At 65.3% G+C, this 17,450-nt stretch carries 20 protein-coding genes; 6 read left to right on the top strand and 14 right to left on the bottom strand.

Annotated elements, in window-relative coordinates:
* Position 1: 1 nt before the first annotated feature.
* The 9 genes from rplB to rpsL all read right to left on the bottom strand — a co-directional run bounded on the left by rplB (position 2) and on the right by rpsL (position 7,501).
* Positions 2–838, bottom strand: a complete 837-nt coding sequence (rplB, locus tag ACZ1I5_RS05815) for a 50S ribosomal protein L2 (RefSeq protein WP_272626159.1) — start codon at positions 836–838, stop codon at positions 2–4.
* Positions 838–1,155, bottom strand: a complete 318-nt coding sequence (locus ACZ1I5_RS05810) for a 50S ribosomal protein L23 (protein WP_465172778.1) — start codon at positions 1,153–1,155, stop codon at positions 838–840. Before ACZ1I5_RS05810 ends, rplB begins: the two co-directional genes overlap by 1 nt.
* The gene (gene rplD / locus ACZ1I5_RS05805; RefSeq protein WP_465172777.1) at positions 1,148–1,777 is read right to left on the bottom strand and encodes a 50S ribosomal protein L4; all 630 of its coding nucleotides are present in this window, start codon (positions 1,775–1,777) and stop codon (positions 1,148–1,150) included. The genes ACZ1I5_RS05810 and rplD overlap by 8 nt, the downstream gene beginning before the upstream one ends.
* 2 nt (positions 1,778–1,779) lie before the next feature.
* Entirely contained in the window at positions 1,780–2,535 is a 756-nt protein-coding gene (gene rplC / locus ACZ1I5_RS05800) for a 50S ribosomal protein L3 (RefSeq protein WP_465172776.1), read from the bottom strand.
* Positions 2,536–2,737: 202 nt separating this feature from the next.
* The gene (gene rpsJ / locus ACZ1I5_RS05795) at positions 2,738–3,049 is read right to left on the bottom strand and encodes a 30S ribosomal protein S10 (protein ID WP_034161642.1); all 312 of its coding nucleotides are present in this window, start codon (positions 3,047–3,049) and stop codon (positions 2,738–2,740) included.
* Between the two features lie 118 nt (positions 3,050–3,167).
* Positions 3,168–4,361: an elongation factor Tu gene (gene tuf, locus ACZ1I5_RS05790; RefSeq protein WP_343890830.1), complete on the bottom strand. Its 1,194-nt coding sequence runs from the start codon at positions 4,359–4,361 to the stop codon at positions 3,168–3,170.
* A 76-nt stretch (positions 4,362–4,437) separates the two neighbouring features.
* Positions 4,438–6,513: an elongation factor G gene (gene fusA, locus ACZ1I5_RS05785; protein ID WP_465172775.1), complete on the bottom strand. Its 2,076-nt coding sequence runs from the start codon at positions 6,511–6,513 to the stop codon at positions 4,438–4,440.
* A gap of 69 nt (positions 6,514–6,582) precedes the next feature.
* Entirely contained in the window at positions 6,583–7,053 is a 471-nt protein-coding gene (gene rpsG / locus ACZ1I5_RS05780; RefSeq protein WP_272626145.1) for a 30S ribosomal protein S7, read from the bottom strand.
* Positions 7,054–7,129: 76 nt separating this feature from the next.
* Complete coding sequence (rpsL, locus tag ACZ1I5_RS05775) at positions 7,130–7,501, bottom strand: 30S ribosomal protein S12 (RefSeq protein WP_019516007.1); 372 nt, start codon at positions 7,499–7,501, stop codon at positions 7,130–7,132.
* Positions 7,502–7,829: 328 nt separating this feature from the next.
* Here rpsL and glpD point away from each other — a divergent pair, with 328 nt between their 5' ends.
* Positions 7,830–9,284: a glycerol-3-phosphate dehydrogenase gene (glpD, locus tag ACZ1I5_RS05770; RefSeq protein ID WP_465172774.1), complete on the top strand. Its 1,455-nt coding sequence runs from the start codon at positions 7,830–7,832 to the stop codon at positions 9,282–9,284.
* On the opposite strand, the gene ACZ1I5_RS05765 is transcribed toward glpD, so the two are convergent.
* Positions 9,277–9,840, bottom strand: a complete 564-nt coding sequence (locus ACZ1I5_RS05765) for a DUF4337 domain-containing protein (RefSeq protein WP_465172773.1) — start codon at positions 9,838–9,840, stop codon at positions 9,277–9,279. The two genes, glpD and ACZ1I5_RS05765, sit on opposite strands and share 8 nt — an antisense overlap.
* Before the next feature lie 121 nt (positions 9,841–9,961).
* On the opposite strand from ACZ1I5_RS05765, the gene trhO reads away from it, so the two are divergent.
* The 3 genes from trhO (at position 9,962) to ACZ1I5_RS05750 (ending at position 12,550) form a co-directional block, all read left to right on the top strand.
* Complete coding sequence (gene trhO, locus ACZ1I5_RS05760) at positions 9,962–10,900, top strand: oxygen-dependent tRNA uridine(34) hydroxylase TrhO (RefSeq protein WP_465172772.1); 939 nt, start codon at positions 9,962–9,964, stop codon at positions 10,898–10,900.
* A gap of 85 nt (positions 10,901–10,985) precedes the next feature.
* On the top strand, positions 10,986–11,336 hold the full coding sequence (locus ACZ1I5_RS05755; RefSeq protein WP_465172771.1) for a YciI family protein: 351 nt from the start codon (positions 10,986–10,988) through the stop codon (positions 11,334–11,336).
* Positions 11,333–12,550 (top strand): RNA polymerase sigma factor, encoded by a 1,218-nt coding sequence (locus ACZ1I5_RS05750; RefSeq protein ID WP_465172770.1) that lies wholly within the window; start codon positions 11,333–11,335, stop codon positions 12,548–12,550. Before ACZ1I5_RS05755 ends, ACZ1I5_RS05750 begins: the two co-directional genes overlap by 4 nt.
* Before the next feature lie 4 nt (positions 12,551–12,554).
* Here the strand turns inward: ACZ1I5_RS05750 and ACZ1I5_RS05745 are convergent, their stop codons facing one another.
* From ACZ1I5_RS05745 to ACZ1I5_RS05730, 4 genes are read right to left on the bottom strand one after another with little or no spacing between them, the layout of a single operon-like run.
* Positions 12,555–13,973 (bottom strand): coniferyl aldehyde dehydrogenase, encoded by a 1,419-nt coding sequence (locus tag ACZ1I5_RS05745; RefSeq protein ID WP_465172769.1) that lies wholly within the window; start codon positions 13,971–13,973, stop codon positions 12,555–12,557.
* A gap of 34 nt (positions 13,974–14,007) precedes the next feature.
* A complete protein-coding gene (locus ACZ1I5_RS05740) occupies positions 14,008–14,457 on the bottom strand; it encodes a hypothetical protein (RefSeq protein WP_465172768.1) in 450 nt (149 codons plus the stop codon).
* On the bottom strand, positions 14,454–15,209 hold the full coding sequence (locus tag ACZ1I5_RS05735; RefSeq protein ID WP_465172767.1) for a prepilin peptidase: 756 nt from the start codon (positions 15,207–15,209) through the stop codon (positions 14,454–14,456). Before ACZ1I5_RS05735 ends, ACZ1I5_RS05740 begins: the two co-directional genes overlap by 4 nt.
* Positions 15,202–15,459, bottom strand: a complete 258-nt coding sequence (locus ACZ1I5_RS05730; protein ID WP_465172766.1) for a hypothetical protein — start codon at positions 15,457–15,459, stop codon at positions 15,202–15,204. The genes ACZ1I5_RS05735 and ACZ1I5_RS05730 overlap by 8 nt, the downstream gene beginning before the upstream one ends.
* Positions 15,460–15,578: 119 nt before the next feature.
* Between ACZ1I5_RS05730 and ACZ1I5_RS05725 the strand changes: the two genes are divergently transcribed.
* Positions 15,579–15,983: an acyl-CoA thioesterase gene (locus tag ACZ1I5_RS05725; protein WP_465172765.1), complete on the top strand. Its 405-nt coding sequence runs from the start codon at positions 15,579–15,581 to the stop codon at positions 15,981–15,983.
* 260 nt (positions 15,984–16,243) lie between these two features.
* Positions 16,244–17,431: an acetyl-CoA C-acyltransferase gene (locus ACZ1I5_RS05720; protein WP_465172764.1), complete on the top strand. Its 1,188-nt coding sequence runs from the start codon at positions 16,244–16,246 to the stop codon at positions 17,429–17,431.
* The last annotated feature ends 19 nt before the right edge of the window (positions 17,432–17,450 follow it).

The following is a 17,450-nucleotide window of genomic DNA, read 5'->3' as shown; positions in this document are numbered from 1 at the left end:
GTTAGCCCTTCTTCTTCGCGTGACGCGACCGGATGATCATCTTGTCGGTCGCCTTGTTGTGACGGGTGCGAGCACCCTTGGTCGGCTTGCCCCACGGGGTGACCGGATGACGGCCGCCCGAGGTCCGGCCTTCACCACCGCCGTGCGGATGGTCGACCGGGTTCTTGGCGACGCCGCGGGTCAGCGGGCGCTTGCCCAGCCAACGGTTGCGGCCGGCCTTGGCGAGGTTGGTGTTGCCGTTGTCCGGGTTGGACACCGCACCAACGGTCGCCATGCAGTTCGAGTGGATATAGCGCTGCTCGCCCGAGTTGAGGCGAACCATCACCATGCCCTTGTCGCGACCCACGACCTGCACATAGGTGCCGGCCGAACGTGCGAGCTGGCCACCCTTGCCGGGCTTCATCTCCACATTGTGGACGATCGTGCCGACCGGCATCTGGCCGAGTTCCATGGCATTGCCAGGCTTCACGTCGGTCTTCTTGCCGGCAACCACCTTGTCGCCGACGGCGAGGCGCTGCGGCGCGATGATGTAGGCAAGTTCCTCGTCCGGATACTTGATCAGGGCGATGAAGGCGGTGCGGTTGGGATCATATTCGATCCGCTCGACCGTGCCGTCCACGTCCCACTTGCGACGCTTGAAGTCGATCAGACGATAGCGCTGCTTGTGGCCGCCGGCGATGCCGCGCGAGGTCACATGGCCCTTGTTGTTGCGGCCGCCAGTCTTGCGCTTGCCTTCGGTCAGCGCCTTGATCGGGCCGCCCTTATGCAGACCGCTGCGGTCGACGAGGATAAGTCCGCGTCGTGCCGGGCTGGTCGGGTTGTAATGCTTGAGTGCCATTACTGGATTCCCGTCGTCACATCGATCGACTGACCATCAGCCAGCGTCACGATCGCCTTCTTCATGTCGGAGCGCGTGTAGGGCGTGCCCTTCCACTTCTTCGTCTTGCCCTTCTGGACGATCGTGTTGACCCCCAGGACCTTGACGTTGAACAGCGCCTCGACGGCCGCCTTGATCTCAGGCTTGGTCGCGTCGTTCGAAACCTTGAACACGACCGCGTTCTGCTCGCTGAGCAGGGTCGCCTTCTCGGTGATGTGCGGAGCGACGATCACGTCATAATGACGAATGTCGATCTCGGCTTTCTGCTTCTTAGCCATTGAAGCGCGCCTCCAGCTTTTCGACAGCGGAGCGCGTCAGCACCAGCGTGTCATGCTTCAGGATGTCGTAGACGTTCGCACCAGCGGCGGGCAGAACGTTGATCTGACGGAGGTTGCCGGCGGCGAGCGCGAAACTCGTCTCGACTGCATCACCGTCGATCACCAGCGCGGTCTTGCCGAAGCCGAGCTTCGCCAGGTCCGCGGTCAGCGCCTTGGTCTTGTTGTCCTTGACGGTCAGGCTGTCCATGACGATCAGCGAGCCGGCCTTGGCGTGGCTGCTGAGAGCCATGCGCAGACCAAGAGCGCGGATCTTCTTGTTCAGCGACGGATTGAAATCGCGAACCCGGGCGCCGTGCGCCTTACCGCCGCCGACGAAGGTCGGAGCGCGGCGATCGCCGTGACGCGCGGTACCGCCGCCCTTCTGGCGACCGAACTTCTTGCCGGTGCGGGCAACATCGGCGCGCTCACGCGTGCCGCGTGCGGTCGCACGACGCTTTTCGAGCTGCCAGGTGACGACGCGGTGCAGGATGTCGGCGCGCGGATCGAGGCCGAAGACCTCGTCGTTGAGCTCGATATCGCCGGCCTTCGCGGCAGCGTCGAAGGACTGAATAGTGACCTTCATGTTCAGCCCTCCTGGCCTTCGGTCGCTTCCACGGCCTGGACGTCTTCTGCAGGCGTCTCGGCGGGAGCGGTGTTGCTGTTCGCGGCGGCCTTCAGGCCGGCCGGGTACGGCGCATCGGCGTGACGGGCGACCTTGACGGCGTCCTTGACGAGCAGCCAGCCGCCCTTCGAGCCAGGCACGGAGCCCTTCACGAAGATCAGGCCGCGCTCGACGTCGGTCGATACGATTTCGAGATTCTGCTGGGTGCGGTTCTTGTCACCCATCTGACCGGCCATCTTCTTGTTCTTGAAGACCTTGCCCGGATCCTGGCGCTGACCGGTCGAACCGAGCGAACGGTGCGAGACGGACACGCCGTGAGTGGCGCGCAGACCGCCGAAGCCCCAACGCTTCATGCCGCCCGCGAAACCCTTACCCTGGGTGACGCCCTGGATGTCGACGATCTGGCCGGCAACATAATGGTCGGCCGAAATCTCGGCGCCCACTTCGAGCACAGCGTCGTCGGAGACGCGGAATTCGGCAACCTTCGCCTTCGGCTCGACTTCGGCCTTGCCGAAGTGGCCGCGCTGCGGCTTGGCGACATTCTTCGCCTTGGCGGTGCCAGCACCAAGCTGGACAGCGGTATAACCATCACGGTCGGCCTCGCGAACGGCCACTACCTGCAGATTTTCCAGTGCCAGGACGGTGACGGGCACATGGCGCCCATCGTCCTGGAACAAGCGGGTCATCCCCATTTTCTTCGCGATCACGCCAGTGCGCATGATCAATGCTCCTATTACAGAGGCCCGCCGGAACGATTTCCGACGGGCGTGTCAGCCCAAAATATAATGCGTGCCCCGTCCCGGGCTGGTGTTCCCGCGAGAGCGGGAACGTGACGGGGGACGCAAACCCCGGCAAGCCGGGCGGTATCCCTGTATTTGATCTCGCCAGTGGCGAAACCGAATCTCTTTTGGAGCGCGGCCTTTAGGCCAGCTTGATCTCCACGTCTACACCCGCGGCGAGATCGAGCTTCATCAGCGCGTCCACCGTCTGCGGGGTCGGCTGAACGATGTCCAGCATCCGCTTGTAGGTACGGACCTCGAACTGCTCACGCGACTTCTTGTCGATGTGCGGTCCGCGGTTCACCGTGAACTTCTCGATGCGCGTCGGGAGGGGAATGGGGCCGCGGATGAGTGCGCCAGTGCGGCGCGCCGTGTCGGCGATGTCGCCGGTGGCCTGATCGAGCACACGATGATCGAATGCCTTCAGACGAATCCGAATATTCTGCGTTTCCATAACCCTACCGATGCGAAAGAGCGGGTTGCCCGAGAGCAACCGAACCATTGTTCACTGAAATAGCAACCGCCCGACTCGCCACCGAAGAGGCGGCGAATCGGGCGGAGGCGCGTCTATATTACTTCGAGATGCCGCTGACAATCCCCGAACCAACGGTACGGCCACCCTCGCGGATGGTGAAGCGCTGGCCGACGTCCATGGCGATCGGCGCAATGAGCTTGACGCCCAGAGCGATGTTGTCGCCAGGCATGACCATCTCGGTGCCCTCGGGCAGCTCGACGGTGCCGGTCACGTCCGTGGTGCGGAAGTAGAACTGCGGACGATAGTTGGCGAAGAACGGCGTGTGACGGCCACCCTCGTCCTTCGACAGCACATACACTTCCGACTGGAAGTCGGTGTGCGGCTTGATCGAGCCCGGCTTGCAGAGAACCTGGCCACGCTCGACCTCTTCACGGCCGACGCCGCGGATCAGCGCACCGATGTTGTCGCCGGCCTGGCCCTGGTCGAGCAGCTTGCGGAACATTTCGACGCCCGTGACGGTGGTCTTGCGGACTGCCGGGTGGATGCCGACGATCTCGACTTCCTCGCCGACCTTCACAACGCCGGTCTCGACGCGGCCGGTGACGACGGTGCCGCGACCCGAGATCGAGAACACGTCCTCGATCGGCATCATGAACGGCTTGTCGAGCGGACGCTCGGGCTGCGGGAGGTACTCGTCGACTGCCTGCATCAGCTTGAGCACGGCATCATGGCCGATCTCGGGCTGCTTGTCGTCGAGCGCGCACACTGCCGAACCACGGATGACCGGGATGTTGTCGCCGTCGAAATCATACTTCGAGAGCAGCTCGCGGATTTCCATCTCGACCAGCTCGAGGATTTCCTCGTCGTCGACCAGATCGACCTTGTTCATGAACACGACCATCGTCGGCACGCCGACCTGACGGGCGAGCAGGATGTGCTCGCGGGTCTGCGGCATCGGGCCGTCGGTGGCGGACACGACCAGGATCGCGCCGTCCATCTGGGCGGCACCGGTGATCATGTTCTTCACATAATCGGCGTGGCCCGGGCAATCGACGTGCGCATAGTGGCGCGCGGTCGTCTCATACTCGACGTGAGCGGTCGAGATGGTGATGCCGCGCTCGCGCTCTTCGGGAGCCTTGTCGATGTTCGCGTAGCTCGTGAAGGTGGCGCCGCCGGTCTCGGCGAGCACCTTGGTGATCGCGGCCGTCAGCGACGTCTTGCCATGGTCGACGTGACCGATGGTGCCGATGTTGAGATGCGGCTTCGTCCGCTCAAACTTTGCTTTTGCCATTTTCGCCTCTTCTTATTCAAATTCCGGGGTCGCTGCGGAGCCGCGCGGACGCGGCCCTTTAGCGACTGATTTCAGATTATGCCAGCTTCGCCTTCACTTCTTCGGCGACGTTGGCAGGAACCTCGTCGTAATGCGAGAACTGCATCGTGTACTGCGCGCGGCCCTGGCTGAACGAGCGGAGCTGGTTCACGTAACCGAACATGTTCGCCAGCGGGACGATCGCCTCCACCGCAGTCGCGTTGCCGCGGCTGTCGGTGCCCTGGATCTGGCCACGACGGCTGTTCAGATCGCCGATCACGTCGCCGAGATAATCCTCCGGCGTCACGACCTCGACCTTCATGATCGGCTCGAGCAGCTTGATGCCCGACTTCTGGGCCGCTTCGCGCATGGCGCCACGGGCACAGATTTCGAACGCCAGCGCCGACGAGTCGACGTCATGATATTTGCCGTCGATCAGCTGAACCTCGAAATCGATGATCGGGAAGCCGATCAGCGATCCGGTCTCGGCCGTCTCGCGCATGCCCTTCTCGACCGACGGGATATATTCCTTCGGAACGTTACCGCCCTTGATCTGGTCGGAGAAGACGAAGCCAGAACCGCGCTCGCCGGGAATGACCTTGATCTTGATCTCGGCGAACTGACCCGAACCACCCGACTGCTTCTTGTGGGTGTAGCTCATCTCGATCGGCTTCGCGAGATATTCGCGATACGCCACCTGCGGCGCGCCGACATTTGCCTCGACCTTGAACTCGCGCTTCATGCGATCGACCAGGATCTCGAGATGGAGCTCGCCCATGCCCTTGATGATGGTCTGGCCGCTCTCGACATCGGACGTAACGCGGAACGAAGGATCCTCGCGAGCGAGACGATTGAGCGCGATGCCCATCTTCTCCTGGTCGGCCTTCGTCTTCGGCTCCACCGCGACCTCGATGACGGGGTCCGGGAATTCCATGCGCTCGAGGATGATCGGAGCGTTCTGCGCGCAGAGCGTGTCACCGGTCGTGGTATCCTTGAGGCCCGCGAGAGCGACGATGTCGCCTGCGAACGCTTCCTGGATGTCCTCGCGGCTGTTCGCATGCATCAGCAGCATGCGGCCAACCTTTTCCTTCTTGTCCTTCACCGAGTTGGTGACGATCGAAGCGGCGTCGAGCTTGCCCGAATAGATGCGCGCAAAGGTCAGCGTACCGACGAACGGATCGTTCATGATCTTGAACGCCAGCGCCGAGAACGGGGCATCGTCGGCCGGCGGACGCGTATCCGGCGTCACGCCGTCGAGCTTCAGACCCTCGACGTCCTTGATGTCCAGCGGCGACGGCAGATAGTCGACCACTGCGTCGAGCAGCGGCTGAACGCCCTTGTTCTTGAACGCGGAGCCGCAGAGCACCGGCACGAACGAGAAGTTCAGCGTGCCCTTGCGGATCAGCTTCTTCAAGGTCGCGACGTCAGGCTCGTTGCCCTCGAGATACTGCTCCATGATGTCGTCGTCCTGCTCGACGGCCATCTCGATCAGCTCGGAACGCGCGTTTGCAGCCAGGTCGGCCAGGTCGGCCGGGATGTCCTGATATTCGAACTTCGCGCCGAGCGACTCTTCGAGCCAGATGATCGCGCGGTTCTCGACCAGGTCGACCAGGCCCTTGAAGTCGCCTTCGAGGCCGATCGGCAGATAGAGGACGGCCGGACGCGCGCCGAGGCGGTCCTTGATCATCTGCACGCACATGTTGAAGTTCGCGCCGGTGCGGTCGAGCTTGTTGATGAAGCACATCCGCGGGACGTGATACTTCTCGGCCTGACGCCACACGGTCTCGGACTGCGGCTCGACACCGGCAACGCCGTCGAAGCATGCAACCGCGCCATCGAGCACGCGCAGCGAACGCTCGACTTCAATGGTGAAGTCGACGTGGCCGGGGGTGTCGATGATGTTGATGCGGTGATCGTTCCAGAAGCACGTCGTTGCGGCCGACGTGATCGTGATCCCGCGCTCCTGCTCCTGCTCCATCCAGTCCATCGTGGCGGTGCCCTCATGGACCTCGCCGATCTTGTAGGACTTGCCGGTGTAATAGAGGATGCGCTCGGTCGTCGTCGTCTTGCCGGCGTCGATGTGCGCCATGATGCCGATGTTGCGGTACATGTCGAGCGGATGGCTGCGGGCCATGATCGGATTTTCCTTAGCGATGTAGGAGGCCGGGGAACTCCCGGCCTCTCGACATATAGGTAGTGGAGATTACCAGCGGTAGTGGCTGAAGGCGCGGTTCGCTTCGGCCATACGATGGGTGTCTTCGCGCTTCTTCACCGCGTTGCCGCGGTTGTTGGCGGCATCCATCAGCTCGCCCGACAGGCGGGCCGACATGGTGTTCTCCGACCGCGCGCGCGCAGCGGAGATCAGCCAGCGGATGGCCAGCGCCTGGGCGCGCTCGGGGCGCACTTCGACGGGGACCTGATAGGTCGCACCACCGACGCGGCGCGAACGGACTTCGATGCCCGGCTTCACATTGGCGAGCGCCTCGTGAAACACGCCGATCGGATCCTTCTTCGCGCGCTGCTCGACGGTTGCGAGAGCACCATAGACGATCAGTTCGGCGACGGACTTCTTGCCGTCCAGCATGACGCTGTTCATGAACTTGGAGAGAACCTCATCCCCATACTGGGGATCAGGCAGGATGACCCGCTTTTCGGGACGACGACGACGTGCCATTTCAATTTCCTTCTAAACTTCAGCCCTGGGGGTCGGAAGCTCCAGCACCGGCTTTCGCAGGGTGGAGCCGACCGGCTTACTTCGGACGCTTAGCGCCGTACTTGGAACGCGACTGGCGGCGATCCTTCACACCCTGCGTATCGAGCACACCGCGGAGAACGTGATAGCGGACGCCGGGAAGGTCGCGAACGCGGCCGCCACGGATCAGCACCACGGAGTGCTCCTGGAGGTTGTGCCCCTCGCCGGGGATGTAGCTGATGACTTCGCGCTGGTTGGTCAGGCGGACCTTGGCAACCTTACGCAGAGCCGAGTTCGGCTTCTTCGGAGTCGTCGTATAGACGCGGGTGCAGACGCCGCGCTTCTGCGGGTTCTGCTCCATTGCAGGGACCTTGGACTTGGCCTTCTGCGGATCGCGGCCCTTGCGGACCAGCTGGTTGATCGTCGGCATGAATCTCTTCACCTTAGACTGTGGTTACTTTGCTGGAGCCATGACGCTCGGGAATACAAAAAGGACCGCTGGGTGGACTTTCGACCCCCCGGGCCCTGGAATGCATCCAGCAATGTTCAAGCTTGTCCCGACAGGTACGGTCCCGTCGGAGCAGCGGCGCCTATACAAGCCGACTCGGGGGTGGTCAATGGCGTGCGCCGGAACTCTTCCGATCGCGGTTCCCGCCGGGCGCGCGGTCGCCCGCAATATGACATTTCGAGAAGGCCGGATAGAATATTGAGCGGGCGCCGCGGCTATCCAGCGGCGGCGGCTGTGGTAACAGCGGCAGATGACTTACGACCTTCTCATCATCGGCGGCGGCATCAACGGCTGCGCGATCGCGCGCGAGGCATCGCTGCTCGGCCTCAAGGTGCTGCTGGTCGAGCGCGACGATCTGGCCGGGCATACCTCCTCCGCCTCGACCAAGCTGATTCATGGCGGGCTGCGCTATCTCGAATATTACGAATTCAAGCTGGTCGCCGAGGCGCTGCGCGAGCGCGAGCGGCTGATCCATGCCGCACCGCACATCATCCGCCCGCTGCTGTTTGTCCTGCCGCAGGAGAATTCGGTGCGGCCCTGGTGGATGATCCGGCTTGGCCTTTATCTCTACGACATGCTGGGCGGGAAGATGTCCCTGCCCCGCTCGCGCGGCCTGCGTGCCGGCGACACCGCCTATTCGGCACCGCTCAAGGGCGGCAACCATGGTTTCGTCTATTCCGACGCGTTCGTCGACGATGCCCGGCTCACCGTGCTCAACGCGGTCGATGCGGCCGACAATGGCGCGGAGATCGCTGTCGGCGTGGCGCTCGATTCGGCACGGCGCGCCGGCAATGTCTGGCGGGCGACCTTGTCCGACGGCCGCACTGTGGAGGCGCGGGCGATCGTCAACGCAGCCGGGCCCTGGGTCCACCGCATGCTCGACGATCTCGGCGTCAGCGCGAAGAGCGGGGTGCGGCTGGTCAAGGGCAGCCATATCGTGGTGCCGAAACTCTATGAGGGCGAGCACGCCTATATCCTGCAGCTGCGCGACCGCCGCATCGTCTTCGCCATTCCCTATCAGGGCGACTTCACCGAGATCGGCACGACCGACATCCCGGTCGACCGTCCCGAGGACGCGACGATCAGCGCGGAGGAAATCGCCTATCTGTGCGACGCGGCCAATACCCATTTCGTGAAGCAGATCGCGCCCGCCGATGTGACATCGACCTGGTCCGGCGTCCGGCCGCTCTATGACGACGGCGCCAGCGAAGCGAAGGCCGTCACGCGCGACTATGTGCTCGAGCTCGACACTGAAGGCCCTGCCCTGCTCAGCGTGTTCGGCGGCAAGATCACCACGGCGCGGCACCTTGCCGAGGAAGCGATGGGCAAGCTGGCCAAGCCGCTCGGCCTGACCGTTCATCCGGCGACACGGGCACGTGTCTTTCCGGGCGGCGCCATTCCCGACTTCGCGCTGTTCCTCGCGCAGGTCCGCACGACCTGGCCTTTCCTCGGCGAAGCGCGCTCCGAGCGCATGGCGCATGCCTATGGCACGATGCTGGCCGAGATGCTGGACGGCGTGACTGACGAAGCCGGCATGGGCGCGGATCTCGGCGGCGGCCTGACCGAGATCGAGGCGCGCTGGATGAAGACCCGCGAATGGGCGCGTACGCCCGAGGATGCGCTGACGCGCCGGAGCAAGATCGGCCTGCACCTGACCGATGCCGAGCGCGCCACCTTCGCCGACCGCTGGAACGCGCTCAGCTGAGAAAGCTCGCCAGCGCGTTCGGGTGGATCGCCCAGCCCGCGAAGCCGGCAACGCCCATCAGCAACCCGAACCCGCCAAAGCCCCAGGCCGCGACCAGCAGCCACCGCGTCTCGGCCAGCGCGGCGACCGCCGCCAGCGACACCGCGATCGAGATGAGCGCGTCGCACATGTCGAACTGGTCGTCATGCAGGTTGAGCGCATCATATTGCGCGTCGTCCGCTTCGGCCTTCGCCTTGAGCCGCGGCGTCTCCGCGGCATATTTCGCTGCCTCGGCATCCATCGAGACCAGGGCCGTGCGCGCCGCGACGGAGGGCGTCGCTCCGGCGATCACCGCGATCTCGGCCTTGGCCGTCTCGACGATATGCGCCTTGGTCTTCGTCGCCTGATATTCCGACCAGGTATCGATCGCATCGCTCTTCGCGAGCTGCATCGCCTGGACCAGATTGTCGTCCTTGATGTTCGCCACCGCCATGAACACCGAGAGGATGACCACCGTCATCGCCACCAGTCGATTCAGCGTGCGGTCACGGCCGCCCTCGGGGAGATCATCCTCCATGCACTATCCTTCGTCATGAACATTCTCCCGGGAGCGCGAGAGTGGTGAGCGTGCCGGCCGCGCGCAATAGGGGCCCGGCCATTTTTGACGTAAGGGGCCGGGATACTCTAGCGGAGCCGGCATGGCCCCTCTTCGCGTTACCGCCCTATATCGTTTCGCCCGCTTTCCGGACCCGTCCGCGCTGCGCGATCCGCTCGCGCGCCTGTGCGACGAGAACGGCATCAAGGGCACGATCCTGCTGGCGAAGGAAGGCATCAACGGCACCATCGCCGGCGCGCCCGATGCGATCGAGCGCGTGCTCGACCATATCCGCGCCCTGCCCGGCTGCGCGGATATCGAGGTGAAGGACAGCCATGCGGAGAAGATGCCGTTCCACCGCATGAAAGTGCGCCTCAAGCGCGAGATCGTGACGATGGGCGAGCCCGATATCGATCCGCTGGAAGAGGTCGGCCATTATGTCCCGCCGGCGGAATGGAACGCGCTGATCGAGGCGCCCGGCACGATCCTGATCGATACCCGCAACGATTATGAGGTCGCGATCGGCACCTTCTCCGGCGCGATCGATCCGAAGACTCACAGCTTTCGCGATTTCCCCGCCTGGTTCCGCGCGCACCGCGACGAGTTCGCCGCCGCGCCGAAGATCGCGATGTTCTGCACCGGCGGCATCCGCTGCGAAAAGGCCACTGCCTTTCTCAAGGCGGAGGGACTCGAGGAGGTCTATCACCTCGAAGGCGGGATCCTGAAATATCTCGAAGAGGTGCCGGCCGAGCAGAGCCGCTGGGAAGGGGAATGTTTCGTGTTCGACCAGCGCGTCGCGGTGAAGCACGGGTTGGAGCTCGGCACGCACGCGCTCTGCCACGCCTGCCGCATGCCGGTGAGCCCGGAGGACCAGGCTTCCCCGCTTTATGTCGAGGGCGTCAGCTGCCCCGCCTGCCACGATTCCCGCAACGACGAACAGCGCGCGAGCTATGCCGAACGCCACCGCCAGGAACGCCTCGCCGAGGCGCGCGGCGAAGTCCATGTCGGCCGGCGCTTCCCGGACGACGGCGGCGCAAAATAAATTTCCGGACGCTGTCGAATCCGCTGCCCGTCGCCCGTCTCCGCTATACGATCGCAGGCCGCGATCGCTGATGGAGGACAAACCGATGCAGTACATACTCCTGGTCTATGAGGACGAGACGGTTTACGGCGACGAGCGTGACAACCCGGCCATGACGGAGATCATGCAGCGTCACATGGCGTTCGGCACCGAGCTCGGGGCGCGGCGCAAGGGTGGCGCCGGCCTGATGCCGACCAGCATGGCGACCACCGTGGTCACCCGCTCGGGCACGCAGACCATCCATGACGGCCCCTTCGCCGAGACCAAGGAGCAACTCGGCGGCTTCTACATCGTCGACGCGCCCGATCTGGATGCAGCGATCGCGATGGCGAAGAAACTCCCGGTCTATACGGACGGGTCGATCGAGATCCGGCCGGTGCTCGGCGGGAGCGATTGACCAGGGCGCTGGACCGGGCCGCGCGCGATCACGGCGCGCGCGTTCGCGCCGCGCTCGCGGCCCGGTTCCGCGATCTCGATATCGCCGAGGAAGCCTTTGCCGAGGCCTGCGCCCGGGCGGTGACGGCCTGGGCGACCGAGACTCCGCGCGATCCGGCCGCATGGCTCTACCGCGTCGCCGAGCGCGCCGCGCTCGATATGGTGCGGCGGCGCGCGGTGCGATCGGGCGCCACGCCGCCCGATCCCGAACCGCCGCCCAGCCCGGAGGAGGACATGATGGCCGACACCAGGCTGATCCCGGACGAGCGGCTCAAGCTGATCTTCGTCTGCTGCCATCCGGCGATCCACCCCGAGGCGCGCGCGGCCCTGACGCTCAAGCTGGTCTGCGGCCTGTCGACGCCCGAGATCGCCCGCGCCTTCCTCCTGCCCGAATCGACCTTGGCGCAGCGGCTGGTGCGCGCGAAGAACAAGATCGCCGGCGCTGGCGTACCCTTCGAGGTGCCCGGTCCCGATGCGTGGCCGGACCGGCTCGACGCAGTGCTGAGCACGATCGAGATCGCTTATGCCAAGGCACATGAGGATGGCGGCGGCAGCGGCCGCCACGCGGGCTATGCGCAGGAGATGCTGGGCATCACCGCCACGCTCGCCGCGCTGGCGCCGAACGAGCCCGAGGTGCTGGCGCTGGCGGCGACGGTCCGCTTCGCCGAGGCGCGCCGGCCGGCGCGGGTGGACGCCGCTGGAACGATGGTACCGCTCGACCGGCAGGATCCGGCGGCATGGGACAAGGCGCTGATCGCCGAGGCCCGGCCCTATCTCGCCCGCGCGCTTTCCGCCGGGCCACCGGGCAGGCGTACCCTGCAGGCGCTGATCCATGCGGAATGGTGCGCGCGGCTGTCGCTGGACCAGCGGGCGCCGTGGCGATCAGTGCTCGTCCTCTACGACGCGCTGCTCGCCCTGCGCGACGATGCGATCACCCGGCTCAACCGCGCCGTGGCGCTTGCCGAGATCGCCGGGCCGGAAACCGCGCTGGAGGAAGTCGATGCGCTGGACGCGCCGGGGCTGGCGGATTTCCTGCCCTATCACGCGGTGCGCGCCGATCTGCTTGCGAAGCTCGGGCTGACCGACGCGGCGCGAGAGGCTTATGACGCGGCCCTGAAGCTGGGTCCGGAACGCGCCGAGCGGCTGTGGCTGGAAGGTCGGCGCGCCGCGCTGTGAGGCCCTACCCCTTCATCTGCCGCGCGACCGCCTTCATCGTCGCCTTGCCATAAGGCGGCTTGAGCCCGGCGATCTTCGCCACGTCGAGCTTGACCTGCTTGTAGACGCTCTTGGCGTGGCTGAACGTGCGGAATCCATCGAGCCCGTGATAGGCGCCCATGCCCGATGGCCCGACCCCGCCGAACGGCAGATCCTCCATGCTGATATGGAAGATCACGTCGTCGAGCGTCACGCCGCCCGCGATCGTGCGGTCGAGCACCTGCCGCCGCTCCGCCTCGTCGCTGCCGAAATAATAGAGACCGAGCGGCCGGTCGCGACGATTCACCTGGGCGATCGCGTCGCCGATCCCGTCATAGCGGCGCACCGGCAGGATCGGTCCGAAAATCTCCTCCTGCATCACCGCCATGTCGTCGGTCACGTCGGTCACGATGTGCAGCGGCATCTTCCGCGCATTGGAGGCGCCGAAATCCTCGTTCGCCGGGTTGATCGCCTCGACCTTCGCGCCCTTCGCCCGCGCATCGTCGAGCAACCCCTCGAGCCGCGCAAAATGCCGGTCGTTGATCACCGAGGTATAATCCGGATTGGCGAGCAGAGTCGGATACATCGCCGAGGCCGAGGCCTTCAGCCCGCGCACTACCTCAGCCTCCTGTGCTGCCTCGACCAGCATGTAATCCGGCGCGAGGCAGATCTGGCCGGCGTTCAGCATCTTGCCCAGCGCCACCCGCTCGGTCGCCTTGGCGAGGTCGGCCGACTTGCCGATGATCACCGGCGATTTGCCGCCTAGTTCCAGCGTCACTGGCGTCAGATTGTCCGCCGCGGCATGGAGGATATGCTTGCCCACTGCGGTCGCGCCGGTGAAGATCAGGTGATCGAACGGGAGTTCCGCAAACGCCTTGCCGACATCCGGCCCGCCCGACACGAAGGCGAGTTCGTCAGCCGCGAAATAATCGCCCACCACTTCCTCGAACAGCTCGGCGACGCGCGGGGTATATTCGCTCGTCTTCACCATCGCCCGGTTGCCCGCCGCGAGCACCCCGGCGAGCGGCGACATGACGAGATTGACCGGGAAATTCCACGGCGCGATCACCCCGACCACGCCCTTGGGCTGATATTCGATCCACGCTTTCGCGCCGAGCAGGCCAAGCGGGAACAGCACCGGGCGCTTTTCCGGGCGCGCCCATTTCTCAACCGATTTGAGCGCATGGTTGATTGGCGCGATCGAACTGGCGATGTCGGTCAGCATCGATTGCTCGCGGCTGCGATGGCCGAAATCCTCGCTCAGCGCGTCGCAGAACTTCGCGGCATTGTCGCTGATCATTGCCGCGGCGCGCTTCAGCCGGTCCTTGCGGACGGCGATCGACACCGGCAGTTCGGCCATGAACGCCGCGCGCTGCTGCGTGAGGATTTCCTGCATTGTCGCCATCGTCTCTCTCCCCTGCCCGCCCTTCGGCGTGGCGTTATGCAGCGCAGCCGATCAGGCCGGCCACCGGCACCACCACGCTGTCCTGTCCCGTCCGGTCGATCCTGAGCGTCGCCTCCGGCACCGAGGCGCCGTCCTTCAAATCGCCGCGCGTCACGATCGACATGGTCACCACCGCGGTCACGTCGCCCGCCTGGTACTGAGTCGTGCCGGCAAAGCCGAATCCGCCGGGATCATGCTGCTCGGTGCGCGGCAGATCGGTCACCGTGCCGCCGATCGACAGGCGGAGCTGCGCCGGATCGGCGCCCGCCATCGCGACCAGCGCGCGGCTGCCGGTCGCAGTCCACAGGAACGCGGCGCAACCGGTCTTGGGCAGTGCCTGAGTCGGGATCGCACCGATCGGCAGGCCGTCGATCGCGGCCGGCGGCGGAGTCTGGGCGGAAGCGGCGCCGGCGAGAAACAGCGGCAGGATCGCGAAAAACCTCATCCCGCCGATCCTAACAGGAACAGCCAGGCCGGGTAAGCGGCGATCGCAAGCAGCGCGCCGAACGGCATCCGGTCGTCGAGTTTCGCTGCCCGCCCGCGCACCATCCCGACCAGCACAAAGGCAAGCCCGGTCAGCGCCGCGAGCAGCAACACCGCCGGCAACATGCGCCAGCCGAGCCACAATCCGATCGCACCGAGCAGCTTGGGATCGCCCCCGCCCAGCCCCTCCCGGCCGCGGAGCCGCTTGTAGGAAAAGCCGATCAGCCACAACGATCCGAACCCCGCAACCCCACCGATCAGCCGTTCGGTCAGCACCGGCTCGACCCCGGCGACTCCCGCCGCCAGCCCGGCCAGCGCCAATGTGAGGGTCAACCGATCGGGCAACCAGAAATCGGTCACGTCCAGCGCCGCCAGCGTCAGCAACAGCCAGCCGAACACCGCTCCGGCCAAGGCGACAGGCCCCGGCACGACCAGCCCGGCGATCGCGCCGATGCCGAGCGCGGCAAGCTCGATCTGCCAGTGCAGCGGATCGATCGGCGCGCCGCAATGCCGGCACCGCCCCCGCGCCAGCGCGGCGCTGACCAGCGGAATCAGGTCGCGCGGCCCCAGCACCGCGTCGCACCCGTCGCAATGCGAGCGCCCTTTCAGCACTGACCGGTCCTGTGGCCAGCGAATCACGATCGTGGCGAGGAAGCTGCCGATCACTGCGCCCAGCACCCCGAGCGCGACCGGCCACAGCCAGGACTCAGCCATTGGGCTTCTTGCGGATCAGGTACCGATACACGCCGACCATGTTGATCCCGAACAGCACGACATTCTGCGTGCCGAGCGCGAAGTCCTTGGTCAGCACCGATCCGGAAATCCACGCTATCGACGAGGCGAGGAACAGGACGAACCCCCAGCCCGTCACCTTCCGCCCCAGATCCAGCGAGACCATGGCCGCGGCGATCATCCCGCTGCCCGAAGCGAACCATTTGAGCGCGGTGGTGAGCGTGTCTTCCATCGTCCGGCGATACCCGCCCGCGCCTCCCGCGTCATGCCCAAGTTGGTACGTCGAATCTTTACGACGAATCCTTCTGCTTCGCTCTCGCCAAAACTTGCCGTTTACGATAAGGTAAGCCCATGCCCGACCCCCAATATGCCTCGCATAGCTATGCCATCGCGATCGATGCCGCCGACATCGATTTCATGGGGCATGTGAACAATGCGAGCTATCTGAAATGGGTTCAGGAAGCCGTGATCAACCATTGGCAGCGTTTCGCGCCTGCCGATGCCGTCGCCGCGCATCTCTGGGTCGCGCTCAAGCATGAGATCACTTATCGCCGGCCGACCTTTCTCGACGACGACGTCATCGCCACCGTTCTGCTCGAAAAGGTGCACGGCGCGCGCGCCTTTTACGAGACGGTGATCAAGCGCGGCGAGGAAGTGCTCGCCGAGGTCAAGTCGAGCTGGTGCTGCATCGATGCCGAGACGCTGCGTCCGGCACGCATCGCGCAGAATGTGATCGAGCGCTTCTTCAAGGACTGACGCGGGCACTTTGGCGCTAAAACCTTGTCCTTCCCCGGCGCAGGCCGGGTCCAGGTGAAAAGGTGGATGTAGCAGCGCGAGACGGCCATCATCATCGTCTCCCAACTGGACCCCGGCCTTCGCCGGGGAAGGCGCTAAACTTTGTCGAACACCGTAACCGCCGCCCTGCAAAACTGCAGTGCCGGGCTGCCTCACGGCGGTTTGTATTCGATCGCCCAGGCGCCTAGATCGCGGCCACCCCTCCCAACCGGAGCTCAAGCATGTCCGCCGATCCGATCGTCATCCTGTCCTATGCCCGCACGCCGATGGGCAGCTTCCAGGGATCGCTCTCCGGCGCGACTGCGACCGAGCTGGGCGCGACCGCGGTCGGCGGCGCGGTCGAGCGTGCGGGGCTTTCGGGCGAGGCGATCGAGCGCATCTATATGGGCTGCGTGCTGTCCGCCGGCCTCGGCCAGGCACCGGCGCGCCAGGCGGCGCTGAAGGCCGGCCTGCCGAACCATATCGAGGCGACGACGGTCAACAAGATGTGCGGATCGGGCATGCAGGCGGCGATCATGGCGTCCGACGCGCTGGCGGCGGGCTCCGCCGACCTGATCGTCGCGGGCGGCATGGAGAGCATGACCAATGCGCCTTATCTCTCGATGCGGCACCGCGGCGGGGCGCGCATCGGCCATGACCGGCTGATGGACCATATGTATCTCGATGGCCTCGAGGATGCCTATGAGCCCGGCAAGCTGATGGGCAATTTCGCCGAGGATAGCGCCGCCGAATATCAGTTCACGCGCGCCCAGATGGACGATTTCGCCATCGCCTCGCTCGAGCGCGCGCAGAAGGCGCAGCAGTCGGGCGCGTTCGACCGGGAGATCGTGCCGATCGAGATCGCCGGTCGCAAGGGCCCGACCCAGGTCACGCTCGACGAGCAGCCAGCCAAGGGCGACGCCTCGAAGATCCCGACGCTCAAACCCGCCTTCTCGAAGGATGGCACGATCACCGCCGCCAATGCTTCCTCGATCTCGGACGGCGCGGCCGCCCTGGTGCTGACCCGTGCCTCGATCGCGGAGAAGCTCGGCCTCGACCCGATCGCCCGCATCGTCGCGCACGGCGCCCATGCGCATGCTCCGGCGCTGTTCACAACCGCCCCGGTCTTCGCGATGCGCAAGACGCTGGAAAAGGCCGGCTGGTCGGCGGAAGAGGTCGACCTGTTCGAGGTCAACGAGGCCTTTGCCGTCGTGGCGATGATCGCGATGCGCGACCTCGGCATCAGCCATGACCGCCTCAACATTCACGGCGGCGCCTGCGCGCTCGGCCACCCGATCGGCGCTTCGGGCGCACGCGTCCTCGCGACTCTGCTTTCGGCCCTGCAGACGACCGGCGGCAAGCGCGGCATGGCCTCGCTCTGCATCGGCGGCGGCGAGGCCACGGCGATGGCCGTGGAGCTGATGAACTAGGGTCTGAGAACTACAGCTT

The organism is Sphingomonas sp. BL-S-30, from assembly GCF_055521475.1.
The sequence above is the reverse complement of the archived record's forward strand: the minus strand, read 5'-3'. Positions and strand labels throughout refer to the sequence as shown.

What these genes read in the sequence shown, in the direction of transcription:
- rplB (WP_272626159.1), bottom strand. Translation starts at nt 838, where the DNA reads ATGGCACTCAAGCATTACAACCCGACCAGCCCGGCACGACGCGGACTT.
- ACZ1I5_RS05810 (WP_465172778.1), bottom strand. Translation starts at nt 1,155, where the DNA reads ATGGCTAAGAAGCAGAAAGCCGAGATCGACATTCGTCATTATGACGTG.
- rplD (WP_465172777.1), bottom strand. Translation starts at nt 1,777, where the DNA reads ATGAAGGTCACTATTCAGTCCTTCGACGCTGCCGCGAAGGCCGGCGAT.
- rplC (WP_465172776.1), bottom strand. Translation starts at nt 2,535, where the DNA reads ATGCGCACTGGCGTGATCGCGAAGAAAATGGGGATGACCCGCTTGTTC.
- rpsJ (WP_034161642.1), bottom strand. Translation starts at nt 3,049, where the DNA reads ATGGAAACGCAGAATATTCGGATTCGTCTGAAGGCATTCGATCATCGT.
- tuf (WP_343890830.1), bottom strand. Translation starts at nt 4,361, where the DNA reads ATGGCAAAAGCAAAGTTTGAGCGGACGAAGCCGCATCTCAACATCGGC.
- fusA (WP_465172775.1), bottom strand. Translation starts at nt 6,513, where the DNA reads ATGGCCCGCAGCCATCCGCTCGACATGTACCGCAACATCGGCATCATG.
- rpsG (WP_272626145.1), bottom strand. Translation starts at nt 7,053, where the DNA reads ATGGCACGTCGTCGTCGTCCCGAAAAGCGGGTCATCCTGCCTGATCCC.
- rpsL (WP_019516007.1), bottom strand. Translation starts at nt 7,501, where the DNA reads ATGCCGACGATCAACCAGCTGGTCCGCAAGGGCCGCGATCCGCAGAAG.
- glpD (WP_465172774.1), top strand. Translation starts at nt 7,830, where the DNA reads ATGACTTACGACCTTCTCATCATCGGCGGCGGCATCAACGGCTGCGCG.
- ACZ1I5_RS05765 (WP_465172773.1), bottom strand. Translation starts at nt 9,840, where the DNA reads ATGGAGGATGATCTCCCCGAGGGCGGCCGTGACCGCACGCTGAATCGA.
- trhO (WP_465172772.1), top strand. Translation starts at nt 9,962, where the DNA reads ATGGCCCCTCTTCGCGTTACCGCCCTATATCGTTTCGCCCGCTTTCCG.
- ACZ1I5_RS05755 (WP_465172771.1), top strand. Translation starts at nt 10,986, where the DNA reads ATGCAGTACATACTCCTGGTCTATGAGGACGAGACGGTTTACGGCGAC.
- ACZ1I5_RS05745 (WP_465172769.1), bottom strand. Translation starts at nt 13,973, where the DNA reads ATGGCGACAATGCAGGAAATCCTCACGCAGCAGCGCGCGGCGTTCATG.
- ACZ1I5_RS05740 (WP_465172768.1), bottom strand. Translation starts at nt 14,457, where the DNA reads ATGAGGTTTTTCGCGATCCTGCCGCTGTTTCTCGCCGGCGCCGCTTCC.
- ACZ1I5_RS05735 (WP_465172767.1), bottom strand. Translation starts at nt 15,209, where the DNA reads ATGGCTGAGTCCTGGCTGTGGCCGGTCGCGCTCGGGGTGCTGGGCGCA.
- ACZ1I5_RS05730 (WP_465172766.1), bottom strand. Translation starts at nt 15,459, where the DNA reads ATGGAAGACACGCTCACCACCGCGCTCAAATGGTTCGCTTCGGGCAGC.
- ACZ1I5_RS05725 (WP_465172765.1), top strand. Translation starts at nt 15,579, where the DNA reads ATGCCCGACCCCCAATATGCCTCGCATAGCTATGCCATCGCGATCGAT.
- ACZ1I5_RS05720 (WP_465172764.1), top strand. Translation starts at nt 16,244, where the DNA reads ATGTCCGCCGATCCGATCGTCATCCTGTCCTATGCCCGCACGCCGATG.